This is a genomic window from Pseudomonas baltica (assembly GCF_031880315.1).
Taxonomy (GTDB): domain Bacteria; phylum Pseudomonadota; class Gammaproteobacteria; order Pseudomonadales; family Pseudomonadaceae; genus Aquipseudomonas.
The window spans coordinates 570,834-586,097 of the sequence record NZ_CP134771.1 but is presented as its reverse complement, the minus strand read 5'-3'; the positions used below and the strand labels follow the sequence as shown (position 1 = coordinate 586,097).

13 protein-coding genes are annotated in these 15,264 nt (G+C 64.0%); 2 read left to right on the top strand and 11 right to left on the bottom strand.

Annotated features, from left to right (window positions below; translation table 11 throughout):
* Positions 1–122: 122 nt before the first annotated feature.
* The 11 genes from REH34_RS02670 to REH34_RS02620 form a co-directional block, all read right to left on the bottom strand.
* Positions 123–2,279: a phosphotransferase gene (locus tag REH34_RS02670; protein ID WP_311970642.1), complete on the bottom strand. Its 2,157-nt coding sequence runs from the start codon at positions 2,277–2,279 to the stop codon at positions 123–125.
* On the bottom strand, positions 2,276–3,196 hold the full coding sequence (locus REH34_RS02665) for an ABC transporter substrate-binding protein (protein WP_311970641.1): 921 nt from the start codon (positions 3,194–3,196) through the stop codon (positions 2,276–2,278). The genes REH34_RS02670 and REH34_RS02665 overlap by 4 nt, the downstream gene beginning before the upstream one ends.
* A gap of 673 nt (positions 3,197–3,869) precedes the next feature.
* Positions 3,870–4,682, bottom strand: coding sequence for a methyltransferase domain-containing protein (locus tag REH34_RS02660; protein ID WP_311970640.1), 813 nt, complete (start codon positions 4,680–4,682; stop codon positions 3,870–3,872).
* A 179-nt stretch (positions 4,683–4,861) separates the two neighbouring features.
* A complete protein-coding gene (locus REH34_RS02655) occupies positions 4,862–5,983 on the bottom strand; it encodes a sigma 54-interacting transcriptional regulator (RefSeq protein ID WP_311970639.1) in 1,122 nt (373 codons plus the stop codon).
* A 178-nt stretch (positions 5,984–6,161) separates the two neighbouring features.
* Entirely contained in the window at positions 6,162–7,205 is a 1,044-nt protein-coding gene (locus tag REH34_RS02650; protein WP_311970638.1) for an ABC transporter substrate-binding protein, read from the bottom strand.
* 14 nt (positions 7,206–7,219) lie between these two features.
* A complete protein-coding gene (locus tag REH34_RS02645) occupies positions 7,220–8,338 on the bottom strand; it encodes an FAD-dependent oxidoreductase (RefSeq protein ID WP_311970637.1) in 1,119 nt (372 codons plus the stop codon).
* Positions 8,335–9,678, bottom strand: coding sequence for an FAD-dependent oxidoreductase (locus REH34_RS02640; RefSeq protein WP_311970636.1), 1,344 nt, complete (start codon positions 9,676–9,678; stop codon positions 8,335–8,337). The genes REH34_RS02645 and REH34_RS02640 overlap by 4 nt, the downstream gene beginning before the upstream one ends.
* On the bottom strand, positions 9,675–9,965 hold the full coding sequence (locus REH34_RS02635; RefSeq protein WP_311970635.1) for a (2Fe-2S)-binding protein: 291 nt from the start codon (positions 9,963–9,965) through the stop codon (positions 9,675–9,677). Before REH34_RS02635 ends, REH34_RS02640 begins: the two co-directional genes overlap by 4 nt.
* A complete protein-coding gene (locus REH34_RS02630; protein WP_226504690.1) occupies positions 9,965–10,759 on the bottom strand; it encodes an ABC transporter permease in 795 nt (264 codons plus the stop codon). Before REH34_RS02630 ends, REH34_RS02635 begins: the two co-directional genes overlap by 1 nt.
* Positions 10,760–10,761: 2 nt before the next feature.
* A complete protein-coding gene (locus REH34_RS02625; RefSeq protein ID WP_311970634.1) occupies positions 10,762–11,628 on the bottom strand; it encodes an ABC transporter permease in 867 nt (288 codons plus the stop codon).
* A complete protein-coding gene (locus REH34_RS02620; protein WP_311970633.1) occupies positions 11,625–12,653 on the bottom strand; it encodes an ABC transporter ATP-binding protein in 1,029 nt (342 codons plus the stop codon). The genes REH34_RS02625 and REH34_RS02620 overlap by 4 nt, the downstream gene beginning before the upstream one ends.
* Before the next feature lie 244 nt (positions 12,654–12,897).
* On the opposite strand from REH34_RS02620, the gene REH34_RS02615 reads away from it, so the two are divergent.
* Together REH34_RS02615 and REH34_RS02610 are read left to right on the top strand one after the other, a co-directional pair.
* A complete protein-coding gene (locus REH34_RS02615; RefSeq protein WP_311970632.1) occupies positions 12,898–13,737 on the top strand; it encodes an IclR family transcriptional regulator in 840 nt (279 codons plus the stop codon).
* A 144-nt stretch (positions 13,738–13,881) separates the two neighbouring features.
* Positions 13,882–15,240 (top strand): carbohydrate porin, encoded by a 1,359-nt coding sequence (locus REH34_RS02610; protein ID WP_409373231.1) that lies wholly within the window; start codon positions 13,882–13,884, stop codon positions 15,238–15,240.
* Positions 15,241–15,264 lie beyond the last annotated feature (24 nt).

The following is a 15,264-nucleotide window of genomic DNA, read 5'->3' as shown; positions in this document are numbered from 1 at the left end:
GGAAGGGAAGGCGATGAATCATTACAGCTCCTTGCATGACAGAGGGATGGCCGAGCGCACTCATCCGCTGCGCCGTTTTTTATTGGGAGCGCAGGATGAGGCATTGGAATTGAATCGGCAAATCAGGCCGGAGTTGGTCCGGTGGTCATTGGCAAGGCGGGGTTGGCGCTCCACTGCTGTAGCGAGCCATCGTAGATCATCACGTTGGCGCGCCCCAGCAGGGTCAGGGCGAAAGCAGTGGCAGCCGCTGAAATACCGCCGCCGCAGTACAGCAGCAGGGGCTCGTGACTGACTAGCAACGCCGCACCCAGGACTTCTTTGAGCTGAGCGCGGGGCAAGTAGCGGCCTTGCTCGTCGAACAGTTGCCGGGCAGGGCGATTGAGGCTGCCGGGGATGTGCCCGCGGCGCTGATAGCGGGTGGCGGCAGTGCCTTCGAACACCCCTTGGCCCAAGGCGCAGACCAGTCGGCCCGTAGTTTGGCCCTGGCTGACGGCCAGCACCTGTTGTTGATCGACCCAATGGCCGGGCTGTGGGCGCAGCGTCGGTGCCGAGGCGCTCGGCTGCTCGCGGCCCGGCCCTGTGTCGATCGGCTGGCCCGCAGCACGCCAGGCTGTCAGGCCGCCGTCGAGGAGGCTGGCTTGGATGCCGACGCTGCGCAGCATCCACCACAGGCGCGCGGCCCAGAAGCCGTCGTTGCGATCATGGATGACGATGCGGCTGTGATCGTCGATGCCCAGGCGTTGCAACTGCGCGGCCAGGGCGGCGAGGTCCGGCATGGCGAAGCTGTAGGCCGCGTCGGCGTTGTGCAGATCGCGGGTCAGGTCGGCATGGCGGGAGCCAGGGATGTGCTCGTCGAGCCAGCCTGGGTAGCCGCTGTCGGCCCGATAGTCGCCGTCGAAACGGGGGGAGGGCAGCACGACCGTGGCGTCGAGAACGATCAGGCCGGGCTGGTGCAGATGGGCGGCGAGCCAGTCTATGGATACCAGTGGGTCAGTGTCTTCTCGGGTGTCTGTAGGGGTCTCTTCGCGGGCAAGCCTTGCTCCCGCAAGTGGACGATTCAGTGCCTGTTGTCTCTGTGGCAGCAAGGCTTGCCCGCGAAGAGGCCAGCCCTGCTCGCACAGATCCGTCAGCTCCTGCGCCGGCCCCGACGAAAATCGTTTGCGCTGCAGATGCGCCAGCAATCGCTGCCCCTCGACCCCGGCGAACCACTCGGTATGCCCAAGCAGATACCGCTGCCAGGCGATATCGGTGCTCTCCAGATTGCCCAGGATCTCGGCGAAATAGACCATCTCCGACAGCGCGAAGTCGGCATGCACCACCGGCAGCAAGGCCGTCAGGGCCGTGATCGATGACGCGGACAACGGCCGCAGCGCGTGATACCCCTCCAGCAATGCGTCGACCATCTCCAGGTCGGCACGGGCCTGTCCGTCGCTGTCCAGTTGCAGCCAAGGCACGGTATTGCGTTCCAGCGCGGTGGCCAGGTCATAGAGCGCGAAGGTGCGGTCGCACAAGCCGAAATCCAGCACGCTCTCGACCAGGTCGTGGGCGTCCCACAGCAGATTGGAAGCGTGCCAGTCGTTGTGCGTCCACAAGGGCGGCTGGTCGGCCAGCCAGGGGCGCAGGGCATGCAGTGCCGGCAGCACGTGGCGCTGCAGCTCGGCCTGCCAGTCCCGTTGCCCCAGGTAGGCGGCCACGGCCGGATGTGCGCGCAGGTAGCCCGTCAACGCTGCGAGGGGATCCTCAGCGGCGAACACTTGCCAACGGCTGGTCAGCACCTGCGCCTGGCGCAGTCGCGCGCTGAACCCTTCGGCGCCATTGTGCAACTGCGCCAGATTTTTCCCGGCGGCATAGGCGTGAGCGCGGGTCTGGAACGGCGACCAGGACTGCGCATCGCGGTACAGGTCCTGGCCGCCGGCGCGGCGGTGGATCTCGTAGGTCCAGTCGCCGATCTGCAAAGCGCTGCGCCCGTCACTGCTGGCCTGCACCTCGGGGGCGCCGATACCGCGCTGGCGCAAATGCGCGATAAAGGCGTGTTCCTCCTCCAGCCACGCAGGCTCGCGCACCGTGTGATGGTGACGCTTGACGAACCATTCACCGCGATCGGTGCTGATCAGCGCCGCCGAGGAGAACGGCCGCGGGCTGTGCCAATCGATGCGCAACAGTTCGCCCAGGTGCGGGAAATGCCTCAGCACACTGTTCACGTCGCTGCTGCTCAGTGCCGGCCAGTCGGCGGCCACTTGTTCGCCGGCCAGACCATGGGTGTGCAGGGGTTGGCTCATGCCTGAGGCTCCGTCAGGTAGTCGTTGGTGATCGCCTGCTGCCAGGCATGCGGGTGGGTAACGATACCGTGTTCGTGCAGCCAGTGGGCATAAGGCTCCACCAGTGCCTGACGTTGCTGGCCCCATTGCCCTTGATGCAGCCAGGTCGGCGCGATCAGGTGCAGCGAGCGCTCGATCAGTGTGGTGGGGAAGTATGGAATGACCCGCTCATAGGCCGCCAATGCCAGGCCCGGCTCTTGCGCAACGGCCTCGAAGCCACGTTTGCTGGCCTGCAGAAACGCTTGCAGCGTTGCCTCGTTGGCCGCCCGCCAGGCATCGCCCGCCGCCAGCAGATAACTGTGGTAGGCCACAGCCCCCCAATCGCTGACGCGGTGCACCACCCGGCGTTCTGCGGGTATGGGGCTGTCCATCAAGGCTTCCCAGGCCCAATAGCCGCCAAAGCTGGCGTCGGCGACCCCGGCGGCGAGTTCTTCTGGGCGCAGTTCGCGGGCGCCGCTGTCGACGATGATCACCGCATCGGGGTCGCCGCCATCGCGGCGCACCAAGTCGCGGACCATTGCCAGGCCACGGGGTGTGGGATTCAGCGCCAGGCGTTTGCCCATCAAATCGCGGGGGCGCTCGATGGCGAATTCCTTGAGGGTTTGAAACGCTTCCAGACCGGCATGGTTGATGGCGGCGACGCCCGTGAGCGCTTGACCCTGATCACGGCGTACCAGCAGACGATTGCTCGGGCATACCGCCAGTTCCACCTGCTGCTCGACCAGGTGCTGCAGGCTGTCGCCGCGCTCCGGATCGGCCACGCGCAGCTCTACATCCAGGCCCAGTTCGGCGTACCAGCCACGTTCGCGGGCCAGGTAGAACCCTGCCGAATTCGGCCAAGGGTGGAAGTACTCGAGCATTAATTTCAGCGACGCCATGAATCAGATTGCCTGCACGGTGGGGGGCACTCTTTATAATCCAGATATTTGGTATATACCAAATAGTAGATAAGCCTATGCTTAGATCCGGTTAGCGGGGTGGGCCGGGCACCAGGCGGCCTACGCTCATGCCAGCACGGTATTTTGAGCGCTGGGTCCAAGCGTCATGATGCTGGCGTATCGCGCAGGCGTTGCAGGGATCGGTTGCTGATGATTGCCATGATCAGTTCCGCATCGGCCGCAGTGTGGCGAAGCGCAAAATTCAAAGCGCCGGACTTCGCACCGGCAAGCGGTGCAACGTGGAAGAAGCGAAATCGAGTACCTAGCGCTCTGCAGTGCGGTATCGGCGGCAACCACGATCCCCACTGGCAAGCTGAATTTGCACATCAGGTGTGCCGAGCAGTTACATCGCCACCCTTAGTGGCGATTGGCGGATATCCAGCAAGGCGCTCAAGGCCAAACACGTTGCATCCGGTCATTGCGACAGGTGCGAGTCTCAGCTATTCGGTGGGCAAGGTGTACTAGCAGATCTGACAGGTGTGCGCGGAGGCGCCCCTGGCGGGTAATGGCATCGCCGATGAGCCATCGCGCAGGGGCGGTTTGGCCCCTGCGCGGACTGCGCGAAGCAGGCGCTGTGCTACGAGCATTGCTGCCTGTTGTCGGGGGAGGCGATCTACTGCTCGACTCTGCCAGGTTTCACGAACCGCAACGTCAACCGATCCGACTCGCCGATCGCCACGTACTTGGCCCGGTCCTGATCACCCAGTTTCAGGGTCGGCGGCAGCGTCCACACGCCTGCCGGGTAGTCCTTGGTGTCTTTGGCGTTGGCGTTGATTTCGCTTTGTGCCTGCAATTTGAAGCCCGCCGCGGTCGCCAGCTTCACCACATAGGCGGTGGGCAGGTAGCCGCTGTCCTTGATGCTCTGCAGGTCGACGCCATCCTTGGCGCGGTGGTCGACCACGCCGAGCACGCCACCTGGTTTGAGCACCTTGAAGAAGGCCGAGAACATCTGCGCGGCGTCATCGGCCATGACCCAGTTGTGCACGTTGCGAAAGGTCAGCACCAGGTCGGCGGAGGCCGGTTTGCCGAATACCGGCGCAGCGGGATCGAAGGTGACGAATTGCGCCTTGGCGTAATGCTCGGGGTCGGCATCGAACTTGCGCTTGAGGGTGTCGGTGGGCGTCGGGCCTTGCAGGGCGGCGATGTAGCGGCCGTGATCCTTGAGCAAGGGCGCGAGGATTTCGCTGTACCAGCCGCCACCTGGGGTGATCTCGATAACCGTCTGGTTGTTGCGCAGGCCGAAGAACTTCAGGGTTTGTTCGGGGTGGCGGTACGGGTCGCGGACGCTGTTTTCCGGCGCGCGCCATGGGCCTTTGAGGACTTGCTGGTATTGCGTATCGGTAATCGCGGCAGATGAAGTCGCGGCGTGGGACAGAGCAGGTGCCAGCAGAGTGGCGAGGGTCAGGGCCAGTAGCGAACGGTTCATGGATGTCCTTGGATTGAGAGAAGGTCCGGATCTAAGGTAGCAGGTTGAGAGGGGGTGTCAGCACTGGCCGCGTCGCGAGCAAGCGCTGCTCCCACAGGTGTACGACGTTGGAGGCTGTCGTATTGATGGCTTGCTGTACCGCGACATGTAGTGCATGACGTCGCGCTACAGGATCGTTCTCAAATCGAGAAATGCGCCAACGGCGGGTTGTCGAGATCCAGCAACGGCGCCCGCCGCTTGTTGACCACCAGCGCCCCGATCCGAATCAGATGCGCCCGTGTGATGTTGCGGCTCAGGCCCAGCAGCTCGGCGGTGTGCACCTGGTTGTGCTGGCAGTAGCGGTAGGCTGCCTGCACCAGCCCATCGGCGACGTGCTCATGCAGGCGCTCGGGCTGTTCCTCGAAGAGCTGATCGAAGGCGCGCTGCAGCAAGGCGTCGGCCGTGTGTGGGGCGTCAACGGCAGCGGCGGGCTGCGCGGCTGAATCGTGGAACACGGCCGGCAGTTCGGACAACTGCAGGTCGGCCTCGCGGATACGCTGATCGCTACACACCAGCAGCGCGTGATGGATGGCGTTCTCCAGCTCGCGGATATTGCCGGGCCACGAGTAGCGCAGCAACTTTTGCTGGGCCTGCAGCTCCAGCTCGATATGCCGAGCCCCCAGACGCCGGCCATGGCGCGCCACAAAATGCCGAGCCAGCGGCAGGATGTCGCCGGGGCGTGCCTGCAGCGGTGGCAGGTCAAGCCGCGCGACGTTGATGCGGTAATACAGATCGGCACGGAAGCGTCCCGCCGCGACCGCCTTTTCCAGCGCGACGTTGGTCGCCGCGACGATCCGCACATCCACCGGGATGCTTTTGCGTGAACCCACACGTACGATCTCGCGCTCCTGCAAGACCCGTAGCAGCTTGACCTGGATGGCCATCGGCAAATCGCCGATCTCGTCCAGGAACAGGGTGCCGCCATGGGCCTCCTCGAACCAGCCGGCTTTGGTCGTGAGGGCGCCGGTGAAGGCGCCTTTCTCGTGGCCGAACAGTTCTGCTTCGACCAGATTTTCGGCGAACGCCCCGCAGTTGACCGCCACGAACGGTCCCTGGCGCCGATCGCTGAGCTGGTGTACGTGGCGCGCTCCCAGCTCCTTGCCGGTGCCGGTGGCACCGATTACCAGCACACTGGCATCGCTGGGGGCGATCTGCTCCAGGCGCGCCAGCAGCGCACGTGAGCGTGGGTCTTCGAAGACTTGCGCCGTGGCGCGAATAGAGGTGGCCAGCAGCGGAGTGTCTGGCAGGGTAACGATGTGCATGGCAGGACCTTGGGTCTGAGGTTGAAGCGGTCGCCAGCGAGCGCGGTCGCCGAGGCGAGCCCCGGCAACGCCTGCCGAGGGCCGTGCAGCCTTGGAACCATAGGTAGGCGCGAGTCGTTCGTAAAAGAACTTGTGGTTATTTGCTAATGAAAAAGCCATGAAGCCCGCACACAAATGCCTATCGCTCGATCGACCGGCTCCAACGCGCATTCCATGCAGGCCGCTGTTGGTTGACCTGATCCCAGTCGATGGAGATCGCTGTCTCGAGGTACTTGTCCATGGCCTCGACACCCGCCCGAGTCTTGTCGGTGGTCGGGGTTTTCGGGTTGGAGGGGATCTGGTCGCCTTCTTCCAGTGCCGGCGACTGGGCCTCTGGCGAGAGCAGGAAGGCCACCAGTTTTTGCGCCAGTTCGGGTTGGTCGTTGTGGGCGATCGCGCACTCGGCGACGTTGAGCACCACCGCGCCTTCCTTGGGCTGGGCATATTCGACCGGCACGCCTTTGAGCTTCAGGGCGCTGACCTGGGTCGGGGTCAGTGGGAACAGCGCGGCTTCGTCGGTCTGCACCATCTCGGAGATCTGCGCGGAGCTGGCGATGTATTCCAGCACGTTGGGTCCGATGGTTTTGGGCCAGGCCGTGAAGCCCGGCTCGACGTTGGTTTCGCTGCCACCCTGGATGCGGTTGAACATCAGGAAGCCGTGCAGGCCGAAGGTCGACGAGGCCAGCGACTGGAACACCACTTTGTCCTTGAAGCGCGGATCGGCCAGATCCATCCACGAGGTCGGCGTAGCCCAGCCTTTTTCCTTGAACAGGCGGCTGTTGTAGGCCAGCCCCGTCACACCCAGCGTCACGGCTACCGCTTGCTCCTTGATCTTCGCCTTGGCCGGGATGTCGGCGAGCACCGGGCTGTCTTCGAGCGTGTTGCACAGGCCCATGGAGATGGCGCGGTACATGATGCCGTCATCGAGGAACATCACGTGCATCTGGGGGTTGTCCTTGCTGGCCTGGACCTTGGCAAGGATGTCGGAAGAGGTGCCTGGGACGATCACTACCTTGACGTGGTTGGCCTTCTCGAAAATCGGCAACACCTTGTCGGCGTACAGCCGTTCCATGGTGCCGCCGTTCATGCCCAGGTACAGGGTCGGGTCGGCCTGGGCGCCGGTAGCGGCGCCGAGCAGGGCCAATAGCGACAGGGATGCAGTGCAACGTTTGACGTGGTTCATGGTGCAACCTTCCTCTAGGCAATGGATGGAAAACGGTGAATCGAAAACGCGTCGAGCGGTTGTGCGCTGCGGCCCTCGCAGACCCACTGCGCGAGGGCCTCGCCGACTGCCGGGCCGATCTGAAAACCGGCCCCGGCGAAGCCGAAGGCGTGCAGCAGGCCAGGCGTGGTGCTGCTGGGCCCGATCACCGGTTCGCGGTCGGGCAGGTAACCTTCGGTGCCGCTCCAGGTGCGAATCGCCTGGGCGCCGGTCAAAAAAGGATAGAGCTCGGCGGCGTTGCGTAGAATGTCCAGCACCGCCGCCTGGCCAGGGCGCGCGGTGCTCGCATCCAAAGCAAAGCCCTGACCGCCGCCGAGCACGCAGTTGCCGCGGGCGACCTGACGGGCATAGATACCGCCGCCTTCGACGCCGGTGCTGACGTCCATCACCCGCGTCAAGGGCTCGGTCACCAGCATCGCCGGATGGCCCGAATGCATCGGTACGGCTTCGTCGAACCAGCCTGCTACCGTGCCGGCCCAAGCCCCGGCGCAGTTCAGCAGCCACGGCGCCTCGGCCTGCAAACCGTTGGCGCAGCGCACCTTGAATAGCGTGCCATGATGCTCGACAGTCTCCACGGTGCTTTGCTCGAATACCCTTGCTCCCGCGCGCTTTGCAGCTTGGGCGAAGGCCGGTGACACCAGTCGCGGATTGGCATGGCCGTCGTCGGGGCACAACGAGGCGCCGACGGCCACGTCTCCGATCCACGGGAAGCGTTGGCGCAGTTGCTGACGATCAAGCAACTGTAGATCGAGGCCGAAGCCACGGCTGGCGTGGGCGTAGGCGACCAATCGCTCCATGTCGGCATCGCTGCGGGCCAGTTTCAGATGGCCGCTGCGCAGGTATTCTCCGTCGATACCTAGCAGTCCCGGCAACTCGCCCCATATCTCATGAGCACGTTGCGACAATGGCAATTGGGTCAGCGGTCGCCCCTGCCGCCGTACCCCGCCATAGTTGACGCCGCTGGAATGCGCGCCGCAAAAATCGCGCTCCAGCAAGGTTACCGGTGTGCCGTGCCGGGCCAGCCAGAATGCCGCCGAGGCGCCGACGATGCCGCCTCCGAGGACGATGACTTCGCTGCTCAATGGCCCGCTCATGCGTCCACCTCGACGCCGAACGGCAGCGGCTTGATCGGTGCCTGTGCACGGAGGCGGCCGATCTCGTCGATCCTCCGGCCGCTGCTGTGGGCGACCAGCTCGCAGGCCGCAGCACCACACATGCGGCCCTGACAGCGGCCCATGCCGACGCGGCAATGGGCCTTGACCCGGTTGATCTCCCAATGGCCTTCGGCGACGACCTGGCGAATGTCGCCGGCGCTGACTTCTTCGCAGCGGCAGATCAGTGTGGCGTCAGCCGTCTCGGCGGCCCAGTGGGTCGGGAACGGAAAGGCTTTTTCCAGACCGTGACGAAAGCGCTGGATGCTCGCCAGTTGTTCGAGCAACTGCTTGCACCGGCCGTGGTCGATGTTCACGCCGGTGTCAGCAAGCAGTGCCAGGGCCGCCAGTTCGCCGGCCATTTGCGAGGCGTCGGCACCCATGATGCCCGCCCCGTCGCCGGCCAGGTAAACCCCTTCGACGCTGCTGCGGCCCAACGCGTCGCGTTGTGGCAGCCAACTGCGGTTGAGCGCGCTCCATGCGAACTGGCAGCCGAGCAGGTCGGCCAGTTGTGTCTCGCTGCGCAGTGCGTGGCCGATGCCGACCGCGTCGCAGTCCAGCGTCTGGCCGTCGTTCGAGGTCAGGCCGCTGACCCTGTGTTCGCCGTGGATGGCTTCGACCTGTACGCCGCTGTGCACAGGGATGCCATGAGCGGTGAGCCAGGCGCGGTAATACAGGCCCTTGGCAAAAGTCGCTGGCTGCCCGAGCAGTGCGGGCGCCGCTCGGACCTGCGCGCTGAAGGGCGCACTGTCGAGAACGGCGACCACGCAGGCGCCGGCCTTGGCGTACTGGTAGGCAATCAGATACAGCAACGGACCGCTGCCGGCGAATACCACGCGCTGGCCGATGGCGCAGCCCTGAAACTTCAGGGCGATCTGCGCGCCGCCCAGGCTGTAGACACCCGGCAGACTCCAGCCTGGCACCGGCAGGATGCGATCGGTAGCGCCGGTGGCCACGATCAGGTGTTGATAATCGACGCGCCTCACATGGCCGTCGCAGAGGGTATCGAGTTGGCCACGTTCGGCGTTCCAGACGAGCGTCTGCGGGCGGTAGTCAATCTGGTCAGCCAAGTCATCCATGGCCTTATGCACCGCCGTGGCCTTGGCCGCGTCGAAACCGTACAGCGCCTTGGCATCGCGCTTGAAGTTGGCCGGCTGGCGGCGGTAGATCTGCCCGCCGCCGCGCAGGCCCTCGTCGAGCAGCAGCGGCTGGATGCCGTAATGCACCAGCGTTTGCGCCGCGCTGATACCGGCCGGGCCAGCGCCGACGATCACTGTGCTCATAGTTGGCGCCCCGGCTCGCGTTCGACTATCAGGTCGGCTTCCAGCAAGGTCGAGCATGCCCGCACTCGAAGGCCGCCGCCAAGCTTGACCCAGCAGTCCTGGCAAGCGCCCATCAGGCAGAAGCCTGCGCGCGGCTCGGCGCTGAAGTCGCTGCCGCGCAGGTGGTCGGCCTGGGTCAGCACGGCGGTCAGCAGGGTGTCACCCAGCAGGCCGACAGCGGGTTGGCCGTCGAGGGTGAAGGGCAGTGTCGGACGGTCCTGTTCGGCCAGGCGCTTGAGCAAGGTCATCAGTGTTTTCCTACCAATACGCGGTCCAGCCCGTAGACACGGTCCAGGACGATCATGGTTACCGCGGTGAGGGCGATGACCAGCGCCGAGACGGCGGCCATCATCGGGTCGATGGATTCGGTGGCATACACGTACATGCGCACGGGCAGCGTCTGGGTCGCGGGCGAGGTGACGAAGATCGACAAGGTCACTTCGTCGAAGCTGTTGATGAACGCCAGCAACCAGCCACCGGCCACCCCCGGCAGGATCATCGGCAGGGTGATCTGGCGGAACAGCGTCCAGCGGCTGGCGCCCAGGGATTCGGCTGCCTGTTCGGCGCTGCGGTCGATGCCGATGGCGGCGGCGATCACCAGGCGCAGCACATAGGGCGTGATGACCACCACGTGGGCAAGCATCAGCCACGCGAAGCTGCCGTTGACGCCCATCAGCGCGAACAGCCTGAGCATGGCCACACCGAGCACCAGGTGCGGAATGATGATCGGCGACAGAAACAGCGCATTGAAAAAGTTGCGCCCGCGAAACCGATAGCGGGTGATCGCCAGCGCTGCGGGCACCGCGATCAAGGTCGCCAGGCTGGCGGCGACGAACGCCAGAATCAGACTGTTGTAGAACGCATCGATAAAGTCGGCGCGCTCGAATACCGCGCGGAACCATCGCAGCGAAAAACCGTGGGTGGGCAGGCTCAGGGTGTTTTCCGGGGTGAAGGCCACGAGGCACACCACCACCAGCGGCGCCAGCATGAACACCACCACCAAGGCATGAAAAGACAGCGCAAGCGGACCGTTACGGGACATCGTCATTCCCCCAGGGATTTCTTCACGCGGCCTTCGACCATTCGGTTCCAGGACAGCATGATCAGCAGGTTGGCCAGCAGCAGGACTACGGCGAGCGCTGCGCCCATGGGCCAGTTGAGTTCCGAGAGGTATTGGTCGTAGACCACGGTGGCGACCATCTTCAGGCGCCGTCCGCCAAGCAGGCCGGGGATGGCGAACGAACTGGCCGCCAGGCCGAACACGATCAAGGTCCCGGACAGCACGCCGGGCATGATCTGCGGCAGTACCACCAGCCGCATGACCTTGGCATGGCTGGCGCCCAGCGACAGCGCCGCCTGCTCGCCGGCCGGGTCGAGTTTTTGCAGCGAAGTCCAGACCGGAATGATCATGAACGGCAGCATCACGTGCACCAGCGCGATGATCACCGCAAACGGCGTGTAGAGCAGCTTCAGCGGGCGTCCACCCAGCGCCTGGATGGCTTGGTTGACCAAGCCGTCGGCGCCCAGCAGCAGGCTCCAGCCAAAGGCGCGCACCACCACCGAAATCAATAACGGGGTGAGGATCAAAATCAGGAACAGCGAGCGCCAGGGTGTGCCCATACGGCTGAGGATGTAGGCCTCGGGCACGCCGATGGCCACGCACAGCAAGGTCACCAGGGCACTGATCCAGAAGGTTCGCCAGAAGATCTCGTAGAAGTACGAGTCGCTGAACACCGCCACGTACTGATGCAAGGTCCAGGCGTCGCTTTTGACCCCGACGCTGTAGTCGAAGACGTTGAACGACAGCACCAGCGTCAGCAGCAGCGGCATCACCAGCAGCCCGGTGAACAGCAGCAGCGCAGGCGCCGACAACAGCGTCGGCGTGGTCCAGCGGGGAGGGGCTGAACTCATGCCGACACCTCGTCCTGAGCCAGCGCGCGCAGCAATTCATCGGGCCAGTCGAGGCCGACCTCGGTGCCTTCGGCCAGCGGCGCGCTGCCGTCGTTGCGCCGCACTACAGTGACCTCGCCCAAGGCTGTGCTCAGGCGATACAACCACTGGCTGCCGAGAAAATAGCGCACCACAATGCGCCCCGGCAGGCGGCCACTGCCCGCGGGCAGCAGATCGATTTTTTCCGGGCGCAGGCTCAACAGCAGATCGCCGGTGCCCTGAGTGCTCAGCACTTGCACGCGGCCGTCGGCGTCGGTGTGGCCGGGCAGCAGGTTGGCCTTGCCGACGAAGTCGGAAATGAACCGCGTGCGCGGATGCTCATAGAGTGTGTACGGCTCGTCGATCTGCGTCACCCGGCCGGCCTGCATGACTACCACGCGGTCGCTGATGGACAGCGCTTCGGACTGATCGTGGGTGACCATCAAGGTGGTGATGCCGACCTCGCACTGGATGCGGCGGATCTCGAACTGCATTTCTTCACGCAGGTTGGCATCCAGATTCGACAGCGGCTCGTCGAGCAGCAGCACCGGCGGTTCGATCACCAGCGCCCGGGCCAGAGCCACGCGCTGGCGCTGGCCGCCGGAGAGTTCACGAGGGTAACGCTCGGCATGGGCCTGCAGACGCACCAGCTCCAGTACGCGAGTGACACGGGTGTCGATCTCGGCGCCGGCGACCTTGCGCATGCGCAGTCCGAAGGCGACGTTGTCACGCACGCTCATGTGCGGGAACAGCGCGTAACTCTGGAATACCACGCCCAGGCCGCGGCTGCTGGGTTTGGCGTGGGTGATGTCGCGGCCGTCGAGCACGATCTTCCCGGCGCTGACCTCGACGAAGCCGGCAATCATCTGCAGGGTGGTGGTCTTGCCGCACCCCGAGGGGCCAAGCAAGGAGACGAACTCGCCTTTGGCAACGCTCAGGTCGGTGGCGACCACTGCATCGATCGCGCCGTAGCGTTTGCATAAACCTTGAAGTTGGAGAAAAGCCATGGCTGCGTTCCACCTCGTTATCGGCCCTTGGCGGGCACTTTGGTCTGGGGCAGAAGCGAAGGGTTACTGCAAAGAAGTTCGGCGCGCGATCTCGAGTCGGCTGCCAGGCTGTTGTTTTTGATTTCGCCTCTGTGGACTGGAGAGTAGGACGAGGCATAGGATGGCCTCAATGAGTAATTTCACTGAGAGAAGATTATTTTCGTTTTCTTTCATCTAATGAATTTATATAGGATCGTGCGCGCAAATGGATTCCACTGAGCGGAATATCAGCAGCAAGGAAACAGGTCCCGGCGGCGTTGCGCGACTGTTCGCGCTGTTGCGCTGCCTGGGCGAGGTGCCAGAAGGCGGCGAACGGGTGACGCAACTGGCCTTGGCTGTGGGGCTGTCGCAGCCGACCACCCACCGCTTGTTGCGCAGCCTGATGGACGAGGGCATGGTCGAGCAGGATGCGCGCAGCAAGCGTTATCGCTTGAGCCTGGAGTTCTTCGCCCTGGCCGCGCGCGCGGGCCACAGCGGCAACCTGCGCGACCTGGTGCGGCCCAGCCTGTTGCGGCTGTCGGCGTCTTTGGGCGACTCGTTGTTCTTGCTGGCGCGCAGCGGCTTCGATGCCATCTGCCTGGACCGCAGCGAAGGCCCGTACCCGATCCGCACCTTCACCGGCGACATCGGTGGGCGCGTGGCCCTGGGTGTAGGGCAGGGCAGCCTGGCGATTCTGGCGTTTCTGCCCGATGACGAGCGCGAGACGGTGATTCGCTACAACCTGCCGCGGCTCAAGGATTTCCAGCTATACGACGAAGTGTTCCTGCGCTCGGAAATCGACAACGTCAGGCGCCTGGGCTATGCCGGGCGCAACACCAACGTGCTGGATGGCATGGCTGGCCTGGCAGTGCCGATTCTGAACCGCGATGGCCATGCGGTGGCGGCCCTGAGCGTCGCGACCCTGACCGATCGACTGGGCCCCGATCGCCTGCCGACGGTGGTGGAGATGCTCAAGCGCGAAGCCAACGCCATCGGCCCGCGCATCAACCCGTTCGACCCGACCTTGCGCCGGCCTTCTCAGGTGTTTGGGCAACCGTCGGCCTGAGCGTCGCCTCCCAGAAGATAAAATTTGTCCATGCTGGCCCTCCATTCACCGTAAACGCGATAAATTCGCGGCCGCTTTCTCCACCCCGATAAATGCGCTCGGCCCTGTCATGCCGTGACGCCTATTCAGATATGGATTTCCATCATGTTTCTATTCAAACGGGCCCTTGCCCGTCCTGCCCGCCATTCCCCACTCGTTTTCGCTCTCGCTGCAGCCTGCAGTTGGAGCACGGCCAGCCACGCCGCCGGTGTTTTTGCCGCGGATTCACAATGGATGACCGGGGACTGGGGCGGTGAGCGCACCGCGCTGCTCGACAAGGGCATCGATATCCAGATGGAATATCTCGGTGAATCCGCCAGTAACCTGCGCGGCGGCTACGACAAACGCCATACCACGCGCTACGCCGATCAGTTCACGTTGGGCGCTGAGTTCGATCTGCAAAAGCTGCTGGGTTGGCAAGACGCGACATTCGCGCTGGAACTGAACAACACCAACGGCAAAAGCCTCAATGACGAACGCATCAACGATCCGCGGGTTGAAGGTTTGTCAGCGACTCAGGAGGTTTCGGGCAACGGCAGTGTTACGCGACTGAGCAAGCTATGGTTGAGCAAGGGCTGGTTTGACGATGCCTTGAACCTCAAGGCCGGCCGATTCGCGGTCGGCGATGACTTTGCGGTGGAGGACTGTGAGTTCCAGAACCTGGCCTTCTGCGATTCGCAACCTGGCAACTTCGTGGACAGCTTCACCCAGAGCCCTGTCAGCACCTGGGGTGCACGGGTCAAGTACAACGTGACGGATCAGGTCTATGCGCAAGTGGGTGTGTTCGCTGTCAACGATTCCTACGCCGACAACCACAATGGCTTCAAGCTCAATGGTGCTGGCACCTCCGGGGCGATGATCCCGGTGGAACTGGTGTGGGCGCCTGCATTCGGTCAGCTGCCAGGTGAATACCGCGCAGGGTATTACTACAGCACCGCCAAGGCTGACGACCTGTACAAGGACGCCGACAATCGGCCAGCGGCCGTGACTGGCAATGATTACCGCCGCGATGACAGCCAGCATGGTTGGTGGTTGACCGCCAAGCAGCAACTGACCACGGTCGGCGGTGACGCTTCGCGTGGCCTGGTGCTGTATGCCAACATCAGCGCCTTCGATGCGGCGACTACTCAGGTGGACAGCCTGCAGAAACTGGCACTGGTGTACAAAGGGCCGTTCGATGCGCGTCCTGACGATACCCTGGGCCTGGGCGTTGCGCGCCTGCACGCCAGCAGTCGATACCTGCACAACGCCCGTGCGGCCAATCAGGCCAGCGGTTTGAGCTACGACGATGCGGACTTCGTGCCTGAACAGCACACCGAGTACGACATCGAGCTGAACTACGGTATCCAGGCCACCGAGTGGCTGAGCATCCGCCCCAACCTGCAGTACATCGCTCATCCGGGTGGTGTGCGTGAAGTACGCAATGCCGTGGTCGCCGGCGTGCAGATTCAGTCCACGTTCTGATTCCATGCAGTGATTGGCTACAAC

Coding starts and splice junctions, on each gene's coding strand:
- REH34_RS02670 (WP_311970642.1), bottom strand. CDS start 2,279: ATGAGCCAACCCCTGCACACCCATGGTCTGGCCGGCGAACAAGTGGCC.
- REH34_RS02665 (WP_311970641.1), bottom strand. CDS start 3,196: ATGGCGTCGCTGAAATTAATGCTCGAGTACTTCCACCCTTGGCCGAAT.
- REH34_RS02660 (WP_311970640.1), bottom strand. CDS start 4,682: ATGAACCGTTCGCTACTGGCCCTGACCCTCGCCACTCTGCTGGCACCT.
- REH34_RS02655 (WP_311970639.1), bottom strand. CDS start 5,983: ATGCACATCGTTACCCTGCCAGACACTCCGCTGCTGGCCACCTCTATT.
- REH34_RS02650 (WP_311970638.1), bottom strand. CDS start 7,205: ATGAACCACGTCAAACGTTGCACTGCATCCCTGTCGCTATTGGCCCTG.
- REH34_RS02645 (WP_311970637.1), bottom strand. CDS start 8,338: ATGAGCGGGCCATTGAGCAGCGAAGTCATCGTCCTCGGAGGCGGCATC.
- REH34_RS02640 (WP_311970636.1), bottom strand. CDS start 9,678: ATGAGCACAGTGATCGTCGGCGCTGGCCCGGCCGGTATCAGCGCGGCG.
- REH34_RS02635 (WP_311970635.1), bottom strand. CDS start 9,965: ATGACCTTGCTCAAGCGCCTGGCCGAACAGGACCGTCCGACACTGCCC.
- REH34_RS02630 (WP_226504690.1), bottom strand. CDS start 10,759: ATGTCCCGTAACGGTCCGCTTGCGCTGTCTTTTCATGCCTTGGTGGTG.
- REH34_RS02625 (WP_311970634.1), bottom strand. CDS start 11,628: ATGAGTTCAGCCCCTCCCCGCTGGACCACGCCGACGCTGTTGTCGGCG.
- REH34_RS02620 (WP_311970633.1), bottom strand. CDS start 12,653: ATGGCTTTTCTCCAACTTCAAGGTTTATGCAAACGCTACGGCGCGATC.
- REH34_RS02615 (WP_311970632.1), top strand. CDS start 12,898: ATGGATTCCACTGAGCGGAATATCAGCAGCAAGGAAACAGGTCCCGGC.
- REH34_RS02610 (WP_409373231.1), top strand. CDS start 13,882: ATGTTTCTATTCAAACGGGCCCTTGCCCGTCCTGCCCGCCATTCCCCA.